Annotated in this window: 17 protein-coding genes; 3 read left to right on the forward strand and 14 right to left on the reverse strand. The window is 72.7% G+C overall.

All coding sequences use genetic code 11. The annotated features are described in order from the left end of the window. Positions 1 to 126: 126 nt before the first annotated feature. The 4 genes from ACFW6B_RS21235 to ACFW6B_RS21250 all read right to left on the reverse strand — a co-directional run bounded on the left by ACFW6B_RS21235 (position 127) and on the right by ACFW6B_RS21250 (position 8069). Positions 127 to 1158 (reverse strand): helix-turn-helix domain-containing protein, encoded by a 1032-nt coding sequence (locus ACFW6B_RS21235; protein ID WP_386598028.1) that lies wholly within the window; start codon positions 1156 to 1158, stop codon positions 127 to 129. A gap of 103 nt (positions 1159 to 1261) precedes the next feature. Then, positions 1262 to 1873 carry a hypothetical protein gene (locus ACFW6B_RS21240; RefSeq protein WP_386598029.1) on the reverse strand — a complete coding sequence of 204 codons (612 nt, stop codon included), beginning with the start codon at positions 1871 to 1873 and terminating at the stop codon, positions 1262 to 1264. A gap of 29 nt (positions 1874 to 1902) precedes the next feature. Then, positions 1903 to 5577, reverse strand: a complete 3675-nt coding sequence (locus ACFW6B_RS21245) for a S8 family serine peptidase (RefSeq protein WP_386598030.1) — start codon at positions 5575 to 5577, stop codon at positions 1903 to 1905. A gap of 464 nt (positions 5578 to 6041) precedes the next feature. Then, positions 6042 to 8069 (reverse strand): SWIM zinc finger family protein, encoded by a 2028-nt coding sequence (locus tag ACFW6B_RS21250; protein WP_386598031.1) that lies wholly within the window; start codon positions 8067 to 8069, stop codon positions 6042 to 6044. A gap of 51 nt (positions 8070 to 8120) precedes the next feature. Between ACFW6B_RS21250 and ACFW6B_RS21255 the strand changes: the two genes are divergently transcribed. Continuing rightward, positions 8121 to 8351 (forward strand): hypothetical protein, encoded by a 231-nt coding sequence (locus ACFW6B_RS21255; RefSeq protein WP_386598032.1) that lies wholly within the window; start codon positions 8121 to 8123, stop codon positions 8349 to 8351. Positions 8352 to 8380: 29 nt separating this feature from the next. Here ACFW6B_RS21255 and ACFW6B_RS21260 read toward each other — a convergent pair whose 3' ends face one another. From ACFW6B_RS21260 to ACFW6B_RS21275, 4 genes are all read right to left on the reverse strand, one after another. After that, complete coding sequence (locus tag ACFW6B_RS21260; protein WP_386598033.1) at positions 8381 to 11356, reverse strand: SNF2-related protein; 2976 nt, start codon at positions 11354 to 11356, stop codon at positions 8381 to 8383. 120 nt (positions 11357 to 11476) lie between these two features. Continuing rightward, the gene (locus ACFW6B_RS21265; protein ID WP_386598034.1) at positions 11477 to 12058 is read right to left on the reverse strand and encodes a sugar kinase; all 582 of its coding nucleotides are present in this window, start codon (positions 12056 to 12058) and stop codon (positions 11477 to 11479) included. After that, entirely contained in the window at positions 12055 to 13242 is a 1188-nt protein-coding gene (locus ACFW6B_RS21270) for an ROK family glucokinase (RefSeq protein ID WP_386598035.1), read from the reverse strand. The genes ACFW6B_RS21265 and ACFW6B_RS21270 overlap by 4 nt, the downstream gene beginning before the upstream one ends. A gap of 388 nt (positions 13243 to 13630) precedes the next feature. Further along, entirely contained in the window at positions 13631 to 14368 is a 738-nt protein-coding gene (locus ACFW6B_RS21275; RefSeq protein WP_386598089.1) for a GntR family transcriptional regulator, read from the reverse strand. 128 nt (positions 14369 to 14496) lie between these two features. Here ACFW6B_RS21275 and ACFW6B_RS21280 point away from each other — a divergent pair, with 128 nt between their 5' ends. Beyond that, complete coding sequence (locus tag ACFW6B_RS21280; RefSeq protein ID WP_386598036.1) at positions 14497 to 15510, forward strand: Gfo/Idh/MocA family oxidoreductase; 1014 nt, start codon at positions 14497 to 14499, stop codon at positions 15508 to 15510. Between the two features lie 33 nt (positions 15511 to 15543). On the opposite strand, the gene ACFW6B_RS21285 is transcribed toward ACFW6B_RS21280, so the two are convergent. From ACFW6B_RS21285 to ACFW6B_RS21300, 4 genes are all read right to left on the reverse strand, one after another. Then, the gene (locus tag ACFW6B_RS21285) at positions 15544 to 16038 is read right to left on the reverse strand and encodes a hypothetical protein (RefSeq protein ID WP_386598037.1); all 495 of its coding nucleotides are present in this window, start codon (positions 16036 to 16038) and stop codon (positions 15544 to 15546) included. Positions 16039 to 16069: 31 nt separating this feature from the next. Then, a complete protein-coding gene (locus tag ACFW6B_RS21290; RefSeq protein WP_386598038.1) occupies positions 16070 to 17245 on the reverse strand; it encodes a cytochrome P450 in 1176 nt (391 codons plus the stop codon). A 42-nt stretch (positions 17246 to 17287) separates the two neighbouring features. Beyond that, positions 17288 to 17959, reverse strand: coding sequence for a response regulator (locus tag ACFW6B_RS21295; protein WP_386598039.1), 672 nt, complete (start codon positions 17957 to 17959; stop codon positions 17288 to 17290). Between the two features lie 447 nt (positions 17960 to 18406). Continuing rightward, positions 18407 to 19642 (reverse strand): histidine kinase, encoded by a 1236-nt coding sequence (locus tag ACFW6B_RS21300; protein WP_386598090.1) that lies wholly within the window; start codon positions 19640 to 19642, stop codon positions 18407 to 18409. A gap of 216 nt (positions 19643 to 19858) precedes the next feature. On the opposite strand from ACFW6B_RS21300, the gene ACFW6B_RS21305 reads away from it, so the two are divergent. Further along, positions 19859 to 20065, forward strand: a complete 207-nt coding sequence (locus ACFW6B_RS21305) for a hypothetical protein (protein ID WP_386598040.1) — start codon at positions 19859 to 19861, stop codon at positions 20063 to 20065. Between the two features lie 28 nt (positions 20066 to 20093). Here ACFW6B_RS21305 and ACFW6B_RS21310 read toward each other — a convergent pair whose 3' ends face one another. Beyond that, positions 20094 to 20486, reverse strand: a complete 393-nt coding sequence (locus tag ACFW6B_RS21310; RefSeq protein ID WP_386598041.1) for a ribonuclease domain-containing protein — start codon at positions 20484 to 20486, stop codon at positions 20094 to 20096. 201 nt (positions 20487 to 20687) lie between these two features. Next, positions 20688 to 21296, reverse strand: coding sequence for a dihydrofolate reductase family protein (locus tag ACFW6B_RS21315; RefSeq protein ID WP_386598042.1), 609 nt, complete (start codon positions 21294 to 21296; stop codon positions 20688 to 20690). Between the last annotated feature and the right edge of the window lie 93 nt (positions 21297 to 21389).

A 21389-nucleotide genomic window follows, 5' to 3' on the forward strand; every position in this document is an offset into this window, starting at 1 on the left:
CCTGTCCTCGGCGCGGCTCGGGTGGACCGGGCGGACCCTCGTCTCGGCGGCACCCTATCCCACGGTCGGCAAGTCGCCGTGGACCGCAGCCTGTTGCGCGCCGCACCCCGGCGACCGGCCGGCGGATCACCGGGCGGCCGGGGATACCGCGTTGAAGCGGGACGCCCCTCCCGCGTCGTCCCGTCCGTCGTCGAGCCAGCCCAACCGTGCCGCGTGGAAGCCCAGTTGCATGCGGTTCTGCACGTTCGCGCTGTCCATCAGATGCCTGATCCGGCGCTGCACCGTCCGTAGGGAGGTACGCAGTTGGGTGGCGATCGCCTGGTCGGTGAGGCCGGTCAGCAACAGGCTGAGGATCTGCGCGCCCAGATCGTCGACGACCGGCGCGTTCCGCAGGGCACCCACGGAGGTGACGAACTGCGTCGCCTTCTCCCATTCGGACTCGAACAACGCGATCAACGCGTCGAGCAGACTGCTCTCGTGCACCAGCAGGGCTCCCGCCTTCGCGGTGCTGGCCGAGCCGAGCAGCGGAACGATGGCCAACTCGCTGTCCACGATGAAGAGTTTGAGCGGCACGGCATCGGCGATCCGGACCTCTTCTCCCGCGGCGCGCGCCTCGATGATCTCGTCGAACGACGGGGCCTGCCCGTCGAGCGTCCCGCGCTCCACCACCACGCGGTAGCGGACACCGCGCTCGATGGTCGCGCCGTCGGTCATGTTGCCGGACGAGAAGAACGGCGGCTTGACGAGGTTCATGATCTCTTCGCGCGCGCCGAGCTGGATGCGCCCGACGCGCTCGCGGATGGCCTCGCTGCCGTGGATCACCTCGACGACCTCCACCGTGCCGCGCCCGCGGGTGGCCGCGCGGTAGATCTCGTCGAGGGAGTCGAGTTCGAGTTCCGCCAGATTGAGCTCGTTCTGCCGCTGGACCAGCAGCGCCCGCAGCGCCGACGCCGGCGGGGAGGCGACGAACCGGGTGGCGTCACCGAGGCTGCGCGCGGCGAGTCCCCGGCCTTCGAGCCTGCTGAGGATGCCTACCGTCCGGCGGACGTCGCAGCCGACGAGTTCGGCGAGTCCGGCGGGAGTGGCGGAGACCACCGAGACCAGGGTGCGATAGGTGTCCGCCTCTTCGGGGGTGAGTCCCAGCACGTCTGACAGCAAGATGCCTCTCCGCCTTCGGGAGCGCGAGGGACGGCCAGGGCGGGTCTCACACCGCGCCCCGGCCGTACCCCCTCGGGTCTGTTCACCGCTTCATCGGTTCGCCTCAGCGCAGTCGGTACGCCTTGGGCATGGTCTGTTCGACGGTGTTCCCCTCGCTGTCGGTCGCGGTGATCCGCAGTGCGACTCCTTCGGGAGCCTTGTCACGCCGTGGATGCCTGATGCGTGCGGTGAAGGTGTTCTTCCTGTCGGGCCGGGTGCTCGCCGACTGCCAGGTCTTGCCGCCGTCGAAGCTGGCCTCCGCCCGCAGACGGGTCACGGTCGGCGGCGTGCTGATCCGCTCCTGGTAGTAGCCGGTGACGGTGACGGAGTGGATCGTGTCGGCCTCCGCGGTGTTGTCCAGCGCCAGGTCCAGGTCGTACCGCAGGAAGATCAACGGCTCCGGACGGCACGGACCGGGGTCCTTGACGAGGACGTCCGCGACGCACGGCTGGGATGTCGGCGTGTCGGCCTCGGCCGGACGGCCGGACGTGTACTTCCAGACGGTCTCGACCCCGTTGGTCTCCGTCCGGAGCGAGTAGCGGGCCGATTCGGCGGGCAGGTCGTACGCGACGACGTCGGCGCTGACCGAGCACCCCGTCAGCGCGAGCACCGCCACGGCGGCCGACGCCGCCAGATTCACCTTCCGGCGCCACCTCGACGGTGCGGCCGTGTTCATCGGAGCAGTCTCCTTCGCCGGTTCGGTCATCACCGCTCACCCCTCGACACCAGGTCCGGCACGTTGCCGGGCTCACCGAGCTGGAAGACGAACTCGGCCGGGACGAGCCGTTGCGGGAGTTCACGGCCGCCGCCGTCGAAGAGGCTGACGTCGCAGTCGGAGGGCGCGCACGCGGGGATCCCGTAGATCAGCGAGGTGCCGCCCGAGTCGTTGAGGACGCCCATCACGGACTGGCGGCCGCCCCCGCTGCCGGTCAGGTACAGAGTGGGCCAGAAACGGTCGGTCTCCCGGCAGCCGGCGCACGGCAGGCCGGCACTGACGGTGAAGCCCGACTTCGTTCGGACCTGGGGCACCGCGCCGGGAATGGACGGACCCGCGTTCCAGTCGATCACGTTGCTTCTTCCGAGCACCATGTCCTGGTTTTCCGCCGAGCCCGACGAACGCGCCGCGGACGGTGCGAGGTAATCCCTGACGGACGCCTCGAAGCGGTCGATGGCGTCGTCGTCCCGCGGCCCGACCAGCGTGGTGACCTGCCGCTGGCTGGCCGGCTTGGGCAGCTCCATCTCCTCTCCCGCCGGCACCGACTTCGTCGACCGGCTCCAGCTGAGGTGGGGGGTCACACCGGGCCGGTCGGCGTGGATGCGGTGGTCGACCCGGTCCAGGTCCCGGGGCTGGACCCGGTACGGCAGGCTGCCGGGAATCCGGCCGGAGGAGTGGAAGGACAGAGCGTAGGCCTCTGACACTTCTTTGCTGCCGCCGAGTTCGACCCGGATGCCGGGCTTCGCTCCGCCCTCGATCCGCCGGATCAGCGTGGCGGCCCGGGCCGGGGGCACGGTCACGACCGGCAGTGCCGCGTAGGGATCGACCGGCGGGCAGCTGTCGGGACCGTCCGCGCATTTGTAGGTCCGGGGCTCGTAGTTCAGCAGGGTGACCCGGTCGGTGGTGCCGGTCACCAGCACCCCGGCCGCGCCCGCGGCGGCGGCCGCCGCCACTCGTTTGCGCAGTACGGTGAAGTCGCAGGTCTTCGTGCAGATGTCGGTCGGCTTCAGCAGGACCAGCGCGCCCTTGGCATCGACCTCGGCGAGTTCCCCGTCCGAGCCGGTGCCCGCGTAGACGACGGACTTGTGCCCCTTGGAGGGCAGTCGGGGGATCGTCGACCGCACGAGGCGCGTCACGGACGTCCCGTTCTCCTTCCACGTCTGGACCCCGCCATGGATGGAGGTGTCCGGTGTGGCGTAGCGGGCGTCCAGGCCGAAGGAGCCGCCGTTGCCCGTCACCTTCATCGTCACCGACGGCGGCACCAGGACGTGCCGGCTTCCGAAGTCGAGCGTGCCGAGGCCGACCTTCCCGGTCGGAAGCGCCCACCAGTTCGGCTCACCGGGACCGTATTCGAGGGCCAGTTGCGCGGTGAGCCCCCAGGCGTCGTCCACGGAGGTCCGCTCGACCTTGAAGACCGCGCGGTACGTCTCGGTCGGCTCCGGGGTGGCCACCCTGACCGGCTTGGCCTTCCTCAGGTCCAGCTCCACCGTGGTCGCCCCGTCGACGGCCACCTGCGGTGCCATCGGTGCCGCCTTGTGCAGATCACCGGCCGCGTCCCGCCACGTGACCGCCATGGCCACCGCGACGCTGCCGGAGAAGACCCGCGCCTTGACCGTCTCACCGCCCGGCACCGTCAGCGGGTCCTCGTACAGGTGCAGTTCGTCCTCGTCGACCGGGACGATCAGCACGCTCCCGTATGACACGTCGGTGGCCCCGGCCGGAGGAGTGACCTTGATGGTCACGTCGTGGCGGACCGGCTCCGGGAACGCCGCGATCCGCGTCGATCCCAGCAGTGCCCCGGCACTGTCCTCGGCGGTCAGGGTGCCGGCGTACCGGCCGTACTGTCCGGAAGCGTCCAGCGCCGTGCCGTCCATGGTCACCGTCACGTCGGCCGAGCCGTCGGCGGGCACGGTGACCTTGTCCGCGCTGAGTGCGAAGAGCCCGGCCGGTGCGGGCTTGCCCGAGGAGGACGCCGAGAGGGAGAGCGTGAGGGTGATCGGCTCGTCGGTCCAGTTGCTGTAGGTGACCTTCCTGGACACCGGCGGGTTCGGGTACTCGGAACGGCCGAAGTTCAGGTTCCCGTCCGGGACGATCCTCGGATCGACCGCGCGGGCCAGGTCCACCCGGCCGGCACCCTGGGCGTACAGGTCGTGCCCGAGATCCTTGCTGGTCGCCATCAGCAGCGCCTTGATCTGCCGCCCGGTGAAGTCCGGGTGCTGCTGGGCGATGATCGCCGCGGCCCCGGCCATGTGGGGAGTGGCCATGGAGGTGCCGCTGGCGGACGTGTAGTGCTCGTCGACGGGCGTGCCCATCGTGGTGCCCTCGGCGCGGGCCGCGGCGATGGCGACACCCGGAGCCGCGATGTCCGGCTTGGCCGCGCCGTCGCCGAGGCGGGGTCCGCGGCTGGAGAAGGAGGCCATCTTGTCGCTCTTGTCCACGGCGGCGACGGTCAGTGCCTCGTCGGCGGCACCCGGCGACCCGACCGTTCCGGCGTCCGGGCCGCTGTTGCCCGCGGCGATGACGAACAGGGTGCCGTAGGAGCGGCTGAGCTTGTTGACCGTGGTGCTCAGCAGGTCCGTTCCGTCGCTGGCCTGGCCGCCGAGGCTCATGTTCACCACGTCGGCACCGGACTTGGCGGCCCACTCCATGCCCGCGACGACCGCGTCGCCGGCACACCTGCCGTCCTTGTCGCACACCCGGCCGATGGAAAGCTTCGCCCCGGGCGCCACGCCTCGGCGCAGCCCGTCGGACGCCTTGCCGGTACCGGCGATCGTGGACGCCACGTGCGTGCCGTGTCCGTGGCCGTCCACCGGACCGTCGGGGCTGCCGGTGAAGTCGACCGCCTCGGTGATCCGGTCGGCGAGATCGGGGTGGGTGGCGTCGACGCCGCTGTCCAGCACCGTGACCTTCACGCCCGAGCCGTCGTAGCCGCGTTCCCAGGCGGCGGGCGCGCCGATCTGCGGTACGGACTTGTCGAGCCGGACCGTCATCAGCTCGTTCAGCCACACCTTGTCCACACCGGCGAGCGGGCCTGCCGCCCGTAACGCGGCGGGCTTGTCGGTGCCTTCCCCGCGCACCTCGCGCCACCACCGGCCGCCGCCCTCGATGGTCATCGAGCGGGCGTTGATGCTCGGCAGGACGGTCCCGTCGGTCGTGCCGACGGCGGTCGTCGCCGTCCGGGCACGGGCCGTCGCGGTGTACTCGGCGATCGCCGGGACCTCGCCGGTCCGGCCCGCGGCCGCCCAGTCGGCCAGCTTGGCGACGTTGAAGAGCTCCCAGTCCAGCAGGTCGGCGCCGAGCAGCGACAACGCGTCGTCCGGTACGACGTAGACCTGGTCGTTCCTGGTGACCGTGTGGAAGAGGACCGATGCGTGCCCGGGCCGTGTCGCGGGTTCGATCTCACGGACGACCGGACGCCGGTCCCCGGTGACACCGATCCGCACCTTGTCGCCGGTCACCAGCGTCAGCGGCACGTCCGCCCCGGCCGCGGCGACCGCCTGGAGAACGTTGTCACGGACCGACGCGGGCAGGGCCAGGTCGCTGGAAGCGGCCGAGGTCGGATCCGTGGCCGGTCCGGAGGCGGCCGCCGGGGTACTCGGCAGAACCGTCCCGAGGACGGTGATGCCGACGACCGCGCCGGCCAGGCCCCGCCCGAAACGTCTCATCGAGAGACCTCTCGAGATGCCGCCCTTTCGAGGTCGCCATAAAAAATGACGCGCTGGATGCACGAGCGTCTCCTACTCATCGCGAGAAAGAAGTACTTGCCGCATTCGGCATTCACTTTCATGCTCCGCACGGATCCGATGCAACGCATGGAGTGTGGCGGATACGCCTCATGTCATAAACCCGCCACGACGACCGGCCGGAGAGTCGGCAAGGCGCGTCAGAACCTTTCACGGACAGGGAAAACGGCTGGAGCCCACACCCGTCGAAGGGATCTGCACCGATGATGCGACCCGCCAAGCAGACCGCCACAAACATCAGAAATCCAAGACATTTACACCCTTTCCGAGGATGCTGTCGATCTCAGTGATTTCTGATTGCCGGCACAAAGCGACACGGTCCCGAAACAATGGCCGTCGACACGAGCGCGCCTTGTCCCCAAAAGCGCGGCACGGAAATGGGTCCCCTAGAGCTCGCCCGGTGCGCCCAGGCCCGTCAGGGCGCCGACCGGGTCGAGGTCCGGGGTGCCGCGGGGCCACCAGTCGTCACGGCCCTGCTCGGACTCGTAGGCGTACCACAGACCGTTGCGGCCGAGGCGGAGCTGGGCGTGGCCGCGGGGGTGGGTGAGGTGGTTGCGCCAGGGGCGGAAGGCCGGGAAGTCGGCGGCCAGCAGCAGCGGCCGGGCCCGGTCGAACCGGCCCGCCGGGGGGTCCCAGGGTTCTTCGAGCACGTCCAGCGCGTCGAGTCCGCCCTGCCGCCAGGCGGCGACCGCCCGTGCCAGATCGACCGGGGTACGGCCGACCGCGGACGCGAGCGAGGAGTAGAGGGCGCGGGTGGCGGCCGTGAGCCCGGACCCGGGGCGGGCCGCGGCGACACGTACCGCGTCCTGCCAGAGCGTCAGTTCCGCGACGGGGTCGCGGCCCGAGGTGAGCAGCGCGTACGCGCGGGCCGCGGCGTCCGTGGCCAACTGGTCCAGCGCGAAGGCGTCCGGACCGCCCGGCACGCCCGGGTAGGCCGGCGGCTGCCCCGGGTGCGCGGGCGGGGGCAGCGGAGCGGGAAGGGGCGGCAGCGCGCGTCGCGCGAGGGCGTCACGGGCGCGCACGCCGGCCGGCTGTGCCGGTTCCCGTTCCTGGGCGGCTCGGGCCGCGCGGGTGGCGTTGCGCCGGGACAGCGCGTCGAGCAGCTCGCGCTCGCCCCGTCCGCGCAGCAGGAACAGGACGAACGGGTCCTGGTCCAGCAGCCGCGCCGTCTGGTAGCAGAGGGCCGCCGCGTGCTTGCAGGGGTGCCCGAAGTCGGGGCAACTGCAGTGCGGTTCGAGTTCGCCGGGGCCGGGAAGCAGTCCGGCACCACAGTCCGCGAGCGACCTGGGCATCTCCTTGTCCAGCAGTGCCGCGATGTGCCCCGGCCGCTCGGCGGCGGCGTCGAGGAAACGGTCCCAGTCGTCCTCGGTCAGCGTCCGCACCCTGATCTGGACGCGGTACGGCCGCGGCCGGCTCCCGTGCACATAGGCGAGCACCAGACCCGGTGTGACGGTGACGGCGTCGACGTTGCCGTGCCCGGCGTACGTCCGTCCGCGTGCCAGCCGTGCCGTGTCCAGCGCCCCTTCCTCCAGCGCCGTGACCCACGCGTTGCCCCACCACGTCTCCGCGAACCCGCCCTCCTTGCGGACCCGCGCGGGAAAGGCGGGGAAGGTACGGCGCAACTCGCCGTCACGGCCCGGGGCTCCCATGGAGCGCGGGCGCCGCTCGGCGGGGACGGACGGCTCCGGGTGCCGGGCTCCGGCACCCGCCGAGGCGAAGGACTCGGTGAAGGGTTCGGCGAAGAACTCGGGGGCGTGAGCCTCGAAGGCAGGGGTCTCGGAGGCGGGGGCCGCGGGGACGGAGACTTCGGAAGCGGAACTCTCAGAGGTGGGGGCTCCGGAGGCGGGAACCTCAGGAGTGGAGGCTTCGGGGGTGCAGGTCTCCGGGGCGGGAGCGCCGACGACGACGTCCGGGGGCAACCGGAAGCCGTTCGTGAGCAGGTCCCGGAACTCCCGCTCCTGGGAGGCCCGTTCCGTGGACCGGGCGTGCGCGGGACCCCGTCGTCCCCGTGCACCGGCGGGGGACGTCCTGGCGGGCCGGCGCCTCGGTCCGGCTCCCTCGCCCTCGGCTTCCGCCGTCCGCTCCCCGGTGCCGTCCACCGCCTCGGACCGGTGCCGTCTCGCCTCGTCCCGCGCGGCACGCAACGCCTCGCGGGCGATGTCACCGGGGCGGGCCCCTCCCGGGGTCCGCGCACCGGAACGGCCGGAGGCGGCTGACTTCCCCGGCACCGGAAGCGCCGCGTCGCCCGTCGTCGTCCTCCGCAGGGCCTCCCGGGCCGCGTCACCCGGCCGCGCCCGCGACGCGGCCCCCATCGGGAGCACCCCGGACTCCTGCTGCGAGGAGGCCGTCGCGGAAGCCGAGGACGAGGCGGAGACCACGGAGCGCGCGGCCTCGTCGGAAGGCGTGGACGACACGGACTCCGTACCGACCGCCACCTCACGCCCGACACCGACACCGACACCCGCATGAGCGGCACCAGCACCTGCACCCGTGCCCTCACCGGAACCCGCACCCGCACCCGCACCCGCACCCGCACCCGCACCCGAGTGATCGTCGGCCGCCATGGCCCTCCGCGCGGCGCGCAGGGCCCGACGGGCCGCGTCGGCGGGGCGGTCTCCCATGGCGGGCCGGTGCGAACCGGCACCGTCGGCCGGCTCACCGGCTCCGGCCTCGGACACGGGAAGCTCCTCCTCTGACACGCGGGGTTCCTCTCCCCCGGTCCCGTTCATGTCGGCCTCCGAAGCGAGACGAGGTCCGACAGCTCGCGGTCGGTCAGTTCCGTCAGGGACGCCTCGCCGGAGCCGAGGATCGCGTCGGCGAGGGCCCGCTTCGCTTCGAGCATCTCGGCGATCCGGTCCTCGACCGTGCCCTCGGTGATGAGCCGGTGCACCTGGACGGGCTGGGTCTGGCCTATGCGGTAGGCGCGGTCGGTGGCCTGCTCCTCGACCGCGGGGTTCCACCAGCGGTCGAAGTGGACGACATGGCCCGCGCGGGTGAGGTTCAGACCGGTGCCGGCCGCCTTGAGCGACAGCACCAGGACGGGGGTCGCCCCGCTCTGGAAGCGGTCCACCATGTGTTCGCGGTCGGCGACCGGCGTACCGCCGTGCAGCAGTTCCACCGGGACCGCGCGGGCGGTCAGATGGGCCGTGATGAGGCGGGCCATGCCGACGTACTGCGTGAAGACGAGCGCCGAGCCGTCCTCGGCGAGCAGGGTGTCCAACAGCTCGTCGAGCAGGGCCAGTTTGCCCGAACGGGCGGAGGTGCCCCGCACGGCCGCCCGTGTGTCCTCCTTGAGGAACAGGGCCGGGTGGTCGCAGATCTGCTTGAGGGAGGTCAGCAGTTTGAGGACCAGTCCGCGGCGGGCGATGCCGTCGGCGGTCTCGATCGCCAGCATGGACTCACGGACCACCGCCTCGTAGAGGGACGCCTGTTCGCGGGTCAGCGGGACGGGGTGGTCCGTCTCCGTCTTCGGCGGAAGTTCGGGGACGATGCCGGGGTCGGACTTCTTGCGGCGGAGCAGGAACGGGCGGATCAGCCGCGCGAGCCGGGCCACGGCCTCCTCGTCCTCCCCGTTCTCCACGGCGCGCGCGTGCCGGGCGCGGAAGGACTTCAGGGGGCCGAGCAGGCCCGGGGTCGTCCAGTCCAGCAGGGCCCACAGCTCGGAGAGGTTGTTCTCCACGGGTGTGCCGGTGAGCGCGACGCGCGCGGGCGCCGGGATCGTCCGCAGGGCCTTCGCCGTCGCCGAGTAGGGGTTCTTGACATGCTGTGCCTCGTCCGCGACGACCATGCCCCAGCGCTGGTCGGCGAGGTGGGCGGCGGCCGACCGCATCGTGCCGTACGTGGTGAGGACGAAGCCGCCGTCGAGACCGTCGAGGGTGCGGTCGGGGCCGTGGAACCGGCGCACGGGGACGCCGGGCGCGAAACGGGTGATCTCCCGCTGCCAGTTGCCGAGGAGCGAGGCGGGGCAGACCACCAGCGTCGGCTCGCTGCGGGCCCGCCTCAGGTGCAGCGCGATGAGGGTGACGGTCTTGCCGAGACCCATGTCGTCGGCGAGGCAGCCGCCGAGGCCGAGGGAGGTCATCAGGTCCAGCCAGGCGAGGCCGCGGAGCTGGTAGTCCCGCAGACGGGCGTCAAGGCCGGGCGGGGGCTCGACGGGGGGCACGCCCGCGGTGAGGCGGTCGCGCAGCGTGGCGAGGGCCCCGACCGGCACCGCCTCGACGGTCTCGCCGTCGACCTCGGCGGTTCCGGTGAGCGCGACGGAGAGGGCGTCCACCGGGTCGAGCAGGCCCAGTTCGCGCTTGCGGGCCTTGCGGACGAGGGCGGGGTCGACCAGGACCCACTGGTCGCGCAGCCGGACGACCGGCCGGTGGGCCTCGGCCAGCGCGTCCATCTCGGCCTCGCTGAGCGGATCTCCGCCGAGGGCCAGCTGCCAACGGAACTGGAGGAGTTCCCCGCTCTCGAAGAACCCGGTCCCGTCGGTCGCCGATCCGGGGGCCGGCCGCACCACCGCGGCGGCGCTCAGGTCGTGCGCCAGGTCCCGGGGCCAGTGCACGGCGACACCGGCGGCGCCGAGCCGGGTGGCGACGACGCCGAGCAGGTCCGACAGCTCTTCCTCGGAGAGGGCGAGCACGTCGGGCACGTCCTGTTCGGACAGGCGGTCCAGGGGCGGCCAGACCCGGGCGGCGCGACGGACGGCGAGGGCGGCGTCGACACGGGCGCGGGGTCCGAACGCCGTGCCGGCCTCCCCCGCCCACAGGGCGGCCGCGTCGACGACGAGCGTGGGGTCGGCGAGGCTGTGCACCTGGACGACGGCGGCGCCCGCGCGCCGCGCTCCCTCGCCGTCGTCGAAGAGCTGGTGGGCGGACAGGTCCAGGCGCAGCGAGATCCGTACGCCCGCGTCCATGCCGGCGGCGACCTCGGCGGCCCAGTCGTGCGCGCCGGTCAGCCGCTGCGGCTCGCGGGCCGCGAAGGGCCTGCCGCAGGTGTGGGGCGCGGCGGGGGTGCGGGGCAGGGTGTCGGCGACCGCGTCCAGGAAGGACCGCATCAGTGCTTCCGGCTCGGGCAGCCGGACCGGTCCCCCGCCGGGCAGGGGGACGGCGTGTCCCTCGTACGGGAGGGCCTCGGCGACCGACCTCAGATGGGCGATGTCCTCCGGGTCGAGGGGGCCCGCGCGCCAAGCGTCGACGCCGTCGGCGGTGAGCCCCGGCAGCAGGCGTCCGCGGGCGACGAGGCGCAGCGCGTGCAGGGCCGCGGCGCCCCAGCAGACGGTGGCGGGATGGGCCGAGGGGTCGCGCCGCGCCCCGGCCAGCAGGGGGAGGGCTTCGCCGACGGAGAGGGTCACCGCGGGGACGGTGCTCCTGCGGACGCCCGGGCCGTGCGGCCGTACGACCGTCAGTTCGGTGTGCTCGCGCGCGGACGCTCGCGTGCCGGGTGCGGGCGGCGTCACCCCGTCGGGGTGCTCTCCCCTCCTCGGGCTGTCGTCCTCGGTGGGCGGGGATTCACCCTGCGGGTCCCAGAACGCGACGCGGCCTTCGCGGGGCAGCGGCGCGGGCAGGAAGACGGCGGCGAGCCGCGCGGAGGGCGCCGGGGGCCGCGTGAGCTCCCGCGTCCCGGGATCCGCCGCGGACCCGGAACGCGCCCGTGCCGAAGGCGCGCCCGCGGAAGGCACCCGCGCCGTCACCGCTTCCGCCCCGTCCCGCATACGCCCGGTCACCTCCCGCCCGTCGGTCGAATCAGTTGTCCTCGACTCTACGGGCGGGGTCTGACAACCGGCTCCCACGGCCATGGCGGGACGCGGCGGCGGACGGCGGACGGCGGCGGGCTAGGGGATCGTGCGCGAGACGACGTACACCATGGGATGGTCCGTCTCGGAGCCGTTCACGACGATGTCCTGGGTGGGCGCGGGGTCCTTCTGCTTGTGGACGAGTCCCCACCAGGGGCCGGGGCCCGTGAACTCCCACCCGACGACCTTCTGGTTGCGGTCGCTGATGGTGATGTGGTCCTTCTTCAGCGCGGCGCGGCTGGTGCCGACGCTCTTGAGGAACGCGTCGAGACCCGCCTGGGTGGTGCCGAACTGGACGTACAGCCGGCTGGTCTTCCAGTTGTTCGTCTCGTAGTACGCGACGTCGGTCGACTTGCCGGGGATGGGCACCTGGTAGAGGCGGCGCTGAACGCGCGCGGGCCAGCCCGCCGTCAGACCGGTCGCCGAGTACTTCTCCTCCTTGTCCTTGCCGCTGCTGCGGCTCTGGTCGGCGGAGATCACCAGGTAGCCGGCCGGCACGCCGATGAGCAGCACGATGATCAACAGGGTCAGCGCGCGGCGGCGGAACTTGTGGCGCGGGTCCTCGGGCGGCCGCTGCGGCTCGTCCGGGGACGTCGCCTGACGAGGGAGTGAAGCGGTCACCGTGACTCCTGCCCGGTCGTACGGCGGGTCCCGGCATAACGCTCGTACCGCTCGTAGCGTTCCACGCGGCGCCGCTTGGCGCGCCGGAAACGGCGGGCGACGAGCCGCGCGAGGTCGGCGGCCCCGACCATGCCTGCCTCGGGGCCGAGCTGGGCGCGCGCGATGCGTGCCTCGGGGCGGTAGCCGCGGCCCGTGAGGTGCCGGCGGAAGGCGTCGCGGGCGGGACCGATCAGCAGGTCGTCGGCCGCGCTCACCCCGCCGCCGATGACGAAGCAGGAGGGGTCCAGGGCGGCGGCCAGGTTGGCGATGCCGACGCCGAGCCACTGGCCGATGTCCTGGAGGAGTTCGACGCACATGGCGTCGCCCTCGCGGGCCAGCTCGGTGATCATCGGGCCGGTGATGTCGCCGACGTTGCCCTTGACGTGCTCGATGATCCCGAACGCCACCGGGGAGTCGGCCGCGGCGAGTTCGCGGGCCTCGCGGACGAGTGCGTTGCCCGAGCTGTACTGCTCCCAGCAGCCGCGGTTCCCGCACGGGCAGCGGTGGCCCCCGGGCACGACCTGCATGTGGCCGAACTCCCCGGCGACCCCGAACTTGCCCCGCTTAACCTGGCCGTCCTCCAGGATCGCGCCCCCGATGCCGGTGCCGAGCGTGATCATCACGAGGTGGTCCTCGCCGCGCCCGGCGCCGAAGCGCCACTCGGCCCATGCGGCGGCGTTGGCGTCGTTGTCGACCAGGACGGGCACCGCGAGCCGTCCGGCGAGCCGGTCGCGCAGCGGCTCGTTGCGCCAGGACAGGTGGGGGGCGAACAGGATGCGGTTGCGTTCGGCGTCGACCCAGCCGGCCGCCCCGATGCCGACGGCGTGCACGTCGTGCCGGTCGGAGAGGTCCAGCACCAGTTCGACGATGGTGTCCTCGACGACCTTGGGGCTCTTGGACTTGTCCGGCGTCTCCGCACGGACCTTCTCCAGGATGTTGCCGTCGGCGTCCACCACGCCCGCCATCACCTTCGTGCCGCCGATGTCGATGCCGACGGTGGGGACGCGGGGAGCCGTCAGGTGGGAACGGCGCTCGCGTGTGCCCACGGTCCGCAGGACGGTGGCCCGCGCGGAGCCGATGGGGGTGCCCCCCGCACGAGCGGAGCCGAGAGCTCGGGGCAGCGCGAGGTCGCGGTAGGTGCTCATCGCGCCGATTCTGCCCTACGCCGCACCGGGGCCGCACCGTGGAGGCGCGGTGACACATGTGACCTGTGGGCCTTCTGTGACCTGTCCCGGACGGCCCGCGCGGCCGTCCGGACGCGCCGCCGCACCCCTCGCAGGGCACGGCTCCCCGGCTCGTGCCACAGGCCGTCCGGCATGGTGGCGCACTTCGGCTGGAGGAAACGATCACCCACAAAGGAGGCGCGATGCGGATCAATGGGTGACAAACGCAACACCCGGTCCGCGTCCCATGTCGCGGCCACACGACGGCCGCACAAGCGATGCCTCGGGGACCGCGCCCGCCCCGCGCCGCGTCCACGCCTTCTCCCGGCCGTCGTACGCCAGGGCCGTCGCGCGCCGGGGCCGTCTTGCGTCAGGACCGTACGAGGAGCTGGAACTCGAAGGAGTAGCGCGAGGCGCGGTAGATGTGGGAGCCGAACTCGACGGCGCGGCCAGTGTCGTCGAAGGTGGTGCGCCGCATGGTGAGCACGGGGGCCCCGGCCGGCTCGCCCAGCCGCTCCCCCTCGTCCGCGCTGGCCGCGCGGGCGCCGACGGACTGCCGGGCACTGTGGAGGGTGATGCCGGCCCCGCGCATCAGCCGGTACAGGCCGGTGGCCTCCATCCTGTCGCTGTCGAGCTCCAGCAGCTCGGGGGGCAGGAAGTTGCAGAGGTACGCCATCGGCTCACCGTGCGCGAGCCGCAGCCGTTCGACACGGTGGACCTCGCCGCCCTCGGCCACCCCGAGGGCGGCCGCGACCTCGGTGGACGCCGGTTCGACGGTGTTGACGAGCACCTGGGTCGCGGGGCGCTGGCCGGCCGCCTCCAGGTCGTCGTAGAGGCTGCTGAGTTCCATGGGGCGTTTGACCTGGCTGTGCACGACCTGGGTGCCGACACCCCGGCGCCGTACGAGCAGTCCCTTGTCCACGAGGGACTGGATGGCCTGGCGGACCGTGGGGCGGGACAGACCGAGGCGCGCGGCGAGCTCGATCTCGTTGCCGAGCAGGCTGCCCGGGGTCAGCGCTCCGTGTTCGATGGCGGCCTCCAGCTGCTGCGACAGCTGGAAGTACAACGGGACCGGACTGGTGCGGTCGACGCCGAGCTGGAGCGACACGGTCGGATCCACATCTGGTTTGGCCACGGATCGAGCGTAGCTCCGGGAGATGTTGACGGGAAGTTGTGAAGTTCGATTGTCCGGACAAACCATTGACAGCGTCACGGGTCGCCCACCAGGTTGTTCCCATGCGCATCGGACTCATCGGAGCAGGTCGTATAGGTACATTTCACGCGACCACTCTCAGCCGTCACCGGGAGGTCGGTGGCTCCCTGATCGTCACGGACGCGGATCCCGTACGGGCCCAGCGGCTGGCGGACCGGCTGGGCGCGACGGCGGCGCCCACCGTGAACGAGATCTTCACCTGGGGCGTGGACGCGATGGTCATCACGGCCGCCACCTCGGCCCACGCCGAGCTGATCGGCCGGGCGGCCCGCTCCGGGCTCCCCGTCTTCTGCGAGAAGCCCATCGCCCTCGACCTGGCGGGAACGCTGGCCGCGCTCGCCGAGGTCGACGCCGCCGGAACGGTTCTCCAGATGGGCTTCCAGCGCCGCTTCGACGTGGGCTACACGACCGCCCGCGAGGCGGTGCGCTCGGGCCGGCTCGGCCGGCTGCACACCGTGCGCGCGATGACGTCGGACCAGTCGCCGCCCCCGGCCGGCTATCTCCCGCTGTCCGGCGGCCTCTACCGCGACTGCCTGATCCACGACTTCGACATGCTGCGCTGGGTCAGCGGCCGCGAGGTCGTCCAGGTGTACGCGACCGGTTCCGACGCCGGGCCCGCGATGTTCCGCGAGGCGAACGACATCGACACCGGCGCCGCCGTCCTCACCTTCGACGACGGCATGCTCGCGACGGCCACGGCCACCCGCGTGAACGGCGCGGGGTACGACGTCCGCATGGAACTCTCCGGCGAGCTGGACCAGATCGCCGTCGGCCTCGACGACCGTACGCCGATCGCCTCGACCGAACCGGCCGGGCCGCCGCCCGCGGACAAGCCGTGGACGGGCTTCCTGGAACGCTTCGGCCCCGCGTACGAGGCGGAGCTCGCCGCGTTCGTCGAGGTGGTCCGCGGCGAGCGCCCCAACCCCTGCGACGGCCGCGAGGCGCTGGAGGCGCTGCGGATCGCCGAGGCCTGCGAGCTGTCCCGCCGCGAGCGCCGCCCGGTCTCACCGGCGGAGATCCCGGGCGGCAGGCTCTGACCGTGCGCGGGAACGCGGCCGTGGGTCAGTGCCTCATGTCAGGAGCCGCACGGAGGGCGTCTCGCCGTCGACGCCGAGCCGCCGGTCGCAGTGCTTGCACGTCGGGTGGTACGGCCGCACCAGGTTGGTCTGGATGCTGCCGGCCCCGGACTCGTCGGCCTCGGGGCACATGTAGCCGAAGTGCAGCCGCACCCAGGGCCGGCTGGTGGGCGCGGCGGCCTCCCGGCCGTCCCGGGTGTCGGTGAAGGGCGCCCACCAGAAGTCGACCAGCGCCCGGACCGCCTCGCGTTCCCGGCCGCTCGTGGTGTCGAACGCCGCGATCCTGCCCGCGGTGTGGTGGCGCTGGAATCCGCTGCGGCTGCCGGAGCACAGCGCCCGCTCGGCCTCGTGCTCGAACAGCGTGGTCCGTCCCGTCCGCTCGCAGATGAAGCAGTCGACGCTGAACTCCAGTCGGGGGCGCCAGTAGAACCGATGGTGCGGGTCCTCGAGACCGGACAGCTCCGCGGTGATCTCCGCCGTACGCAGCACGGGCAACGCTCCTCACACGGCACCGGGCCGCTCACCAGCGCACCGGCATGCGGCGCACGCCTCTCATCAGCATGCCGGGCAGCCAGCCGCTCGGCGGTCCGTCGAGCGCCAGGTCCGGGCACCGCTCCAGCAGGGAACGGAGGGCCACCCGGGCTTCGAGCCGGGCCAGCGGCGCGCCCAGACAGTAATGGATGCCGTGCCCGAAGGCGAGATGGCCGCGGGTCTCGCGCCGGAGGTCGAAGCGGTCGGGCTCCGGATAGCGCACCGCGTCACGGTCGGCCGCGGTGAGACCGATCATCACCTCCTCCCCCGCCGCGATCGCCGTGCCACCGATGTCCAGCGGCTCGGCGGCGTAGCGGAAGGTCGCGTTCTCCACCGGGCCGTCGTGGCGCAGCGTCTCCTCGACGGTGGCGTCGAGGAGCGTCATGTCGGCGCGGACGGCGGCGAGTTGGTCGGGATGACCGAGCAGGGCCCGGACCGCGCCGGATATGAGGTTGACCGTCGTCTCGTGTCCGGCGACGAGGAGCAGGAACGCCATGCCGCGAAGCTCCCGCGCCGAGAGCCGGTCGCCGTCCTCGGCCGTGGTGCGGATGAGACCGCTGAGCAGGTCGCCGGTGGGACCCGCGCACCGCTTGTCCTCGATGAGTTCGTCCAGGTACTCGGCGAGTTGGGCGAACGCCTTCTGCGCGCTCTCGGCGTCGGTGGGAGCGACCACCTCCGTGGACAGTGCGCGGAAGGCGGTCCGGTCCGGCTCGGGCACCCCGAGCAGCTCGCAGATGACGGTCAGCGGGAGGGGATAGGCGAAGGACTCGACGAGGTCCGCGTGCCCGCGCGGAAGCATCGCGTCGAGCAGCTCGTCGGTGATCTCCTGGATCCGCGGGCGCAGCGCCGCGACCCGCCGTCCGGTGAACTCGCCCGCTATCAGCGTCCGCAGCCGGGTGTGCTGCGGCGGATCGGCGAGCAGCATGTGCTGGCCTATCAGGTCCTGGTCGTAGAAAACCAACCCCAGGGCGCCCGCGTCCTTGGCCAGCCGCGGGTCGGCGAGCGCGGCCCGCGCCTCCTCGTACCCCACGACGAGCCAGGTCTCGTGCGCCGAGTCCGGCGCCGGCAGCCGCACCCGGTGCACGGGGCCGAGCGCGCGTAACTCGGCGTAGACCGGGTGCGGGTCCTCGGTGAACCGCGCTCCGTACTCCCCCAGATCGATCACGACTCTCCCTCCCGTCACCCCTCCAACGCGCGGGAGTCCCGGTCAGTGCCCGTCCTCCTCCAGCAGCCCCGCGTCGTACGCCAGCAGCGCGATCTGCACGCGGTTGTTGAGGTCCAGCTTGGCCAGGATGCGGGAGACGTGGGTCTTGACCGTGGCGACGCTCATGAACAGTCCGGCGGCGATCTCCGCGTTCGGCCTGCCCCGGCCGACCTCGACGGCGACCTCGCGCTCACGCTCGTTCAGGACGGCCATCCGGGAGCGGGCCCCGGCCCTGCGGGTGTCGAGGGTGGAGCCCGCGGCGTGCTCCATCAACTGGCGGGTGACGGTGGGCGACAGCACCGGGTCCCCGGCCGCGACCCGGCGTACCGCCGACAGGATCTCCGCGGGCGGTGTGTCCTTGAGGACGAACCCGGCGGCGCCCGCGCGCAGCGCCCGCAACACCTGCTCGTCGGCGTGGAAGGTCGTCAGGACGACGACCTGGGGCGCCTCCTCCCGCCCGCGCAACCGCTCGGTGGCGGTCAGTCCGTCGACACCGGGCATCCTGATGTCCATCAGGACGACGTCGGGCCGGGTGCGGTCGACGAGTTCCTCCACCTCGCTGCCGTCGGCGGCCTCGCCGACGATCTCGACGTCCTCGGCGCCCCCCATCATGAGGGCCAGTCCCGCCCTCACCAACGGATCGTCGTCCACGAGCACCAGCCGAATCCCAGTCATGCCCCCACCCAATCAGCTCCCCAAGCGTTGTTTCGCCCCCTCCGCCCCTACCCGACCCGAACCCGGGGGCGCCGCCCCCGGACCCCCGCTCCTCAAACGCCGGAGGGGCTGAAATTTTCCCCGGCCGGGGCTGAACGGGACGGCCACCACGACACACCCGCAGCCGGCCGCGCGCGGGAGGGGACGTGCCGGTACATCAGATGCCCGCAGGCCGGACGGATCGGAACCCGCCTGTGCTGTGCGGCGCCGGGGGGATCCGTTCGGATGCGGGCGGATGTACCGGCACGGCCCCGACCCACCCCCGGACCGGTGCCGACCTACCCCCGGGCCGGTGCTGATCCACCCCCGGGCCGGTGCTGATCCACCCACCGGACCGGTGCCAATCCACCCACCGGACCGGTATCGATCCACCCACCGGCCGAGACCCGCGACCGTCGGCACGAGCGGCTACGCCCCCCACGGCAACCAGGCCCGAATCCGAAACCCCCCACCCCCCACCACCCCGTGCTCAAACCGCCCACCCGCCAACGACGCCCGCTCCGTCAGCCCGATCAACCCCTGCCCGGACCCCGGCACCTTCGGCACCGGCCCCGACGGCGCGGGATTGGCGACGGTCACGGTCAGCCCGGAACCGGCGGCACCCCGCACCGTCACCGTGACCTCCGCCCCCGGCGCGTGCTTGCGCGCGTTCGTCAGCCCCTCCTGGGCGATGCGGTACGCGGTGCGGCCCACGGACGCGGGCACGGCGCCCGGGTCGGCGACCCGGTTGTCGAGGACGATCTTCGCGCCGGCGGAGCGCGACTCGGCGACCAGCCCGTCGAGCGCCGCCAGCGTCGGCTGCGGCCGCCCCGCCTCGTCGGAGTCCCCGGCCCGCAGCACCCCGATGATCTCGCGCAGGTCCTGCAGTGCCTCGTGCGCGCTCTCGCGGATCACCCCCGCGGCCCGGGCGACCTCGTCCCGCGGCGCGTCGGGCCGGAACTCCAGCGCTCCCGCGTGCACGCTCAGCAGCGTGAGCCGGTGCGCGAGCACGTCGTGCATCTCGCGGGCGATCGCCTCCCGGGCGAGCCGCTGCGCATGCTCGGCCCGCAGCGCCGCCTCGTTCTCGGCCCGCCGCGCACGGTCCCGCAGACTCAGCATGAGCTGGCGTTTGGCCCGTACGAGCATCCCCCAGCCGACCACCGCGGAGGTGAGCAGCGCGGTGACGGCGAGGGCGGCGAGGTACGGCAGCTCGGGGTCGGGCCGCAGCCAGAAGAACGCCGGAAGCAGCGCGAGCTGGACGCCGGCGACCCAGGCCACGTACCGGAAGGGCCGGTGCACGGCGAGGGTGAAGAGGGCGACGAGCCCGGCGCCGGCGGCCGTGTTGGAGACCAGGCCGACGGGGATCATGGCGACGGCCAGTCCCAGCGGCCAGCGTCTGCGGAGCCAGACCGCGGCGCAGGCGAGCACGCCGATCAGCTGGTCGGCGACGGCGAGACCGTGCGGGATGTTCGGATCGTCGTCGACGCTGCTCGCGGCCGCGAGTCCGATGGCGACGGCCAGCAGGAAGCAGCCGAAGTCGACGATCCAGTCGCGCACGGTGCGCCGGGGCCGCCCGAAGGGCCCGGTGCGCTCGGCGTCGGGGTCGAGGTCCGCGGCCACGGCGGACGGCAGCAGCCAGCGCCGGGCGGCCGGGACCGGTGCCATGACGTCACGCCGCTCGGGCGCCGGATTGTCACCACTCACGGTGGCCGAATCTACGCACCCGAACCCGCCGCCGCCTCTCCGCGGGCCCTGTCGGCGACCGAAGTCGGCGCGCTTCAGACTTTCGTCCGGCAGGGGCCGGCGCTCCGCGACTTCGGTCGGACACGCCTCGCCCCGCGGCCGATGTGCCCGGGGGGTCCGCGGGGCGAGGGTCGTCGCATGAAGCAGGTGCTGGAGGTACTCGGTTTCGTCGCCCTCGTTCAGGGCGTCATCGGTCTGGTCCAGGAGGTCACCGGCCGACTGCACGGGTGGGGGCTCGTGCGGCGGCTCGGTTTCCTCGACGGTCACGAGCTCTACGCGAGCGCCGCGCTCGTCGTACTGGCGCTCGCGCTGTTCGCGGCCGCGCAGAGCGGGAAGTCCGGCTGATCGCGGGCCGGACGCCCGGCGGCCCGGATCAGCAGCCGAAGTTGATCAGCCTGAACGTGACGTAGTGGTCGGCGGTGTAGTAGTCCTCGAGGGTCTTCTTGCCGGTCACGATGCGACGGGCACCCCGCGTGGAGGAGCCGGGCGTCTTGACCGTGTACTCGTGGTAGTACCCCGTCGACTGGGCGGGCAGGACACCCTCCCGGTTCTGGAAGACCGCCCCGTCCTGCGAGTACGGGAAGGGGCCTCCCGAGTCGATCAGGTCCAGCGTGTCGTACGCCTGGGAAGGCAGCGCGCTGTAACAGATGCTGCCGACGGCGGTCGCCGCCGCGTTGGCCGGAGCCGCGGTGGTGCCGCCGACGAGCAGAGCGGACACGAGGGCCACGAGGGCCCCGATACGGGTGGTTCGTGGGGGGAATCTCATGCATCCAGAATGACGCGCGTAGATGACATGTCAATGTCAAGTGCGCCGATTTCTTCGACCGGCTCCGAGGAATTCTCCGGCGGTTGACCCGCCGCGCGCGGTCGGCCGCCGGCCCTCGAAGACCGGCGGCCGACCGCTCGCGTTCCTGCCATCTGCCGCGGTACCGGCAGTCGCCGGACGCCGTCGCCTGCCGCCGCCGCCCTAGTAGCTGCCGTACGTGGGCCGGCCCTCGCGCTCGTACGTGTTGATCGCGACGCCCGTGCCGGTGATCGTGCCGCCGGTGCGCCGGAACGCGGTGGGGGCGGCGCCGTCGGCGAACAGGCGGCGGCCGGCGCCGAGCACGACGGGGAAGGTCATCAGGTGCAGGGTGTCGATCAGACCGAGGGCGAACAGGGACTGGGCGAGGACGGCGCTGCCGTGGATCTGGAGCTCGCCCTCGGTGCGCTCCTTGAGGGCGGCGACCTCTTCGCCGAGGTCTCCGGTGATCACGGTCGTGCCCTCCCAGGCGGGCTCCGTGAGGGTCGAGGAGACGACGTACTTGGGCAGCGCGTTCAGCTTGGAGGCGATCGGGTCCGCCGGGTCGGTCATCTTCGGCCAGTACCCCGCGAAGATGTCGTACGTGCGCCTGCCCAGCAGGAACGCGTCCACGCGGGAGAAGTTGTCGACGACGAAGTTCCCGAAGTCGTCGTCGCCGAAGGGAACGCTCCAGCCGCCCTGGTCGAAGCCTCCGCTGGGGTCCTCCCCGGGGCCGCCCGGCGCCTGGTGGACTCCGTCGATGCTGACGAACGCGGTGAGGGTGAGCTTGCCCATGGCGGTGCCTGCTTCCTTGCGGTGGGGTCTGCTGCCATCAGGGCAGACCCCACCCGCACCCGCAACTCATCGGTTCCGGGCGAAAACTCCCCG

The sequence above is a fragment of the Streptomyces sp. NPDC058751 genome (genome assembly GCF_042746485.1).
Taxonomy (GTDB): Bacteria; Actinomycetota; Actinomycetes; order Streptomycetales; family Streptomycetaceae; genus Streptomyces.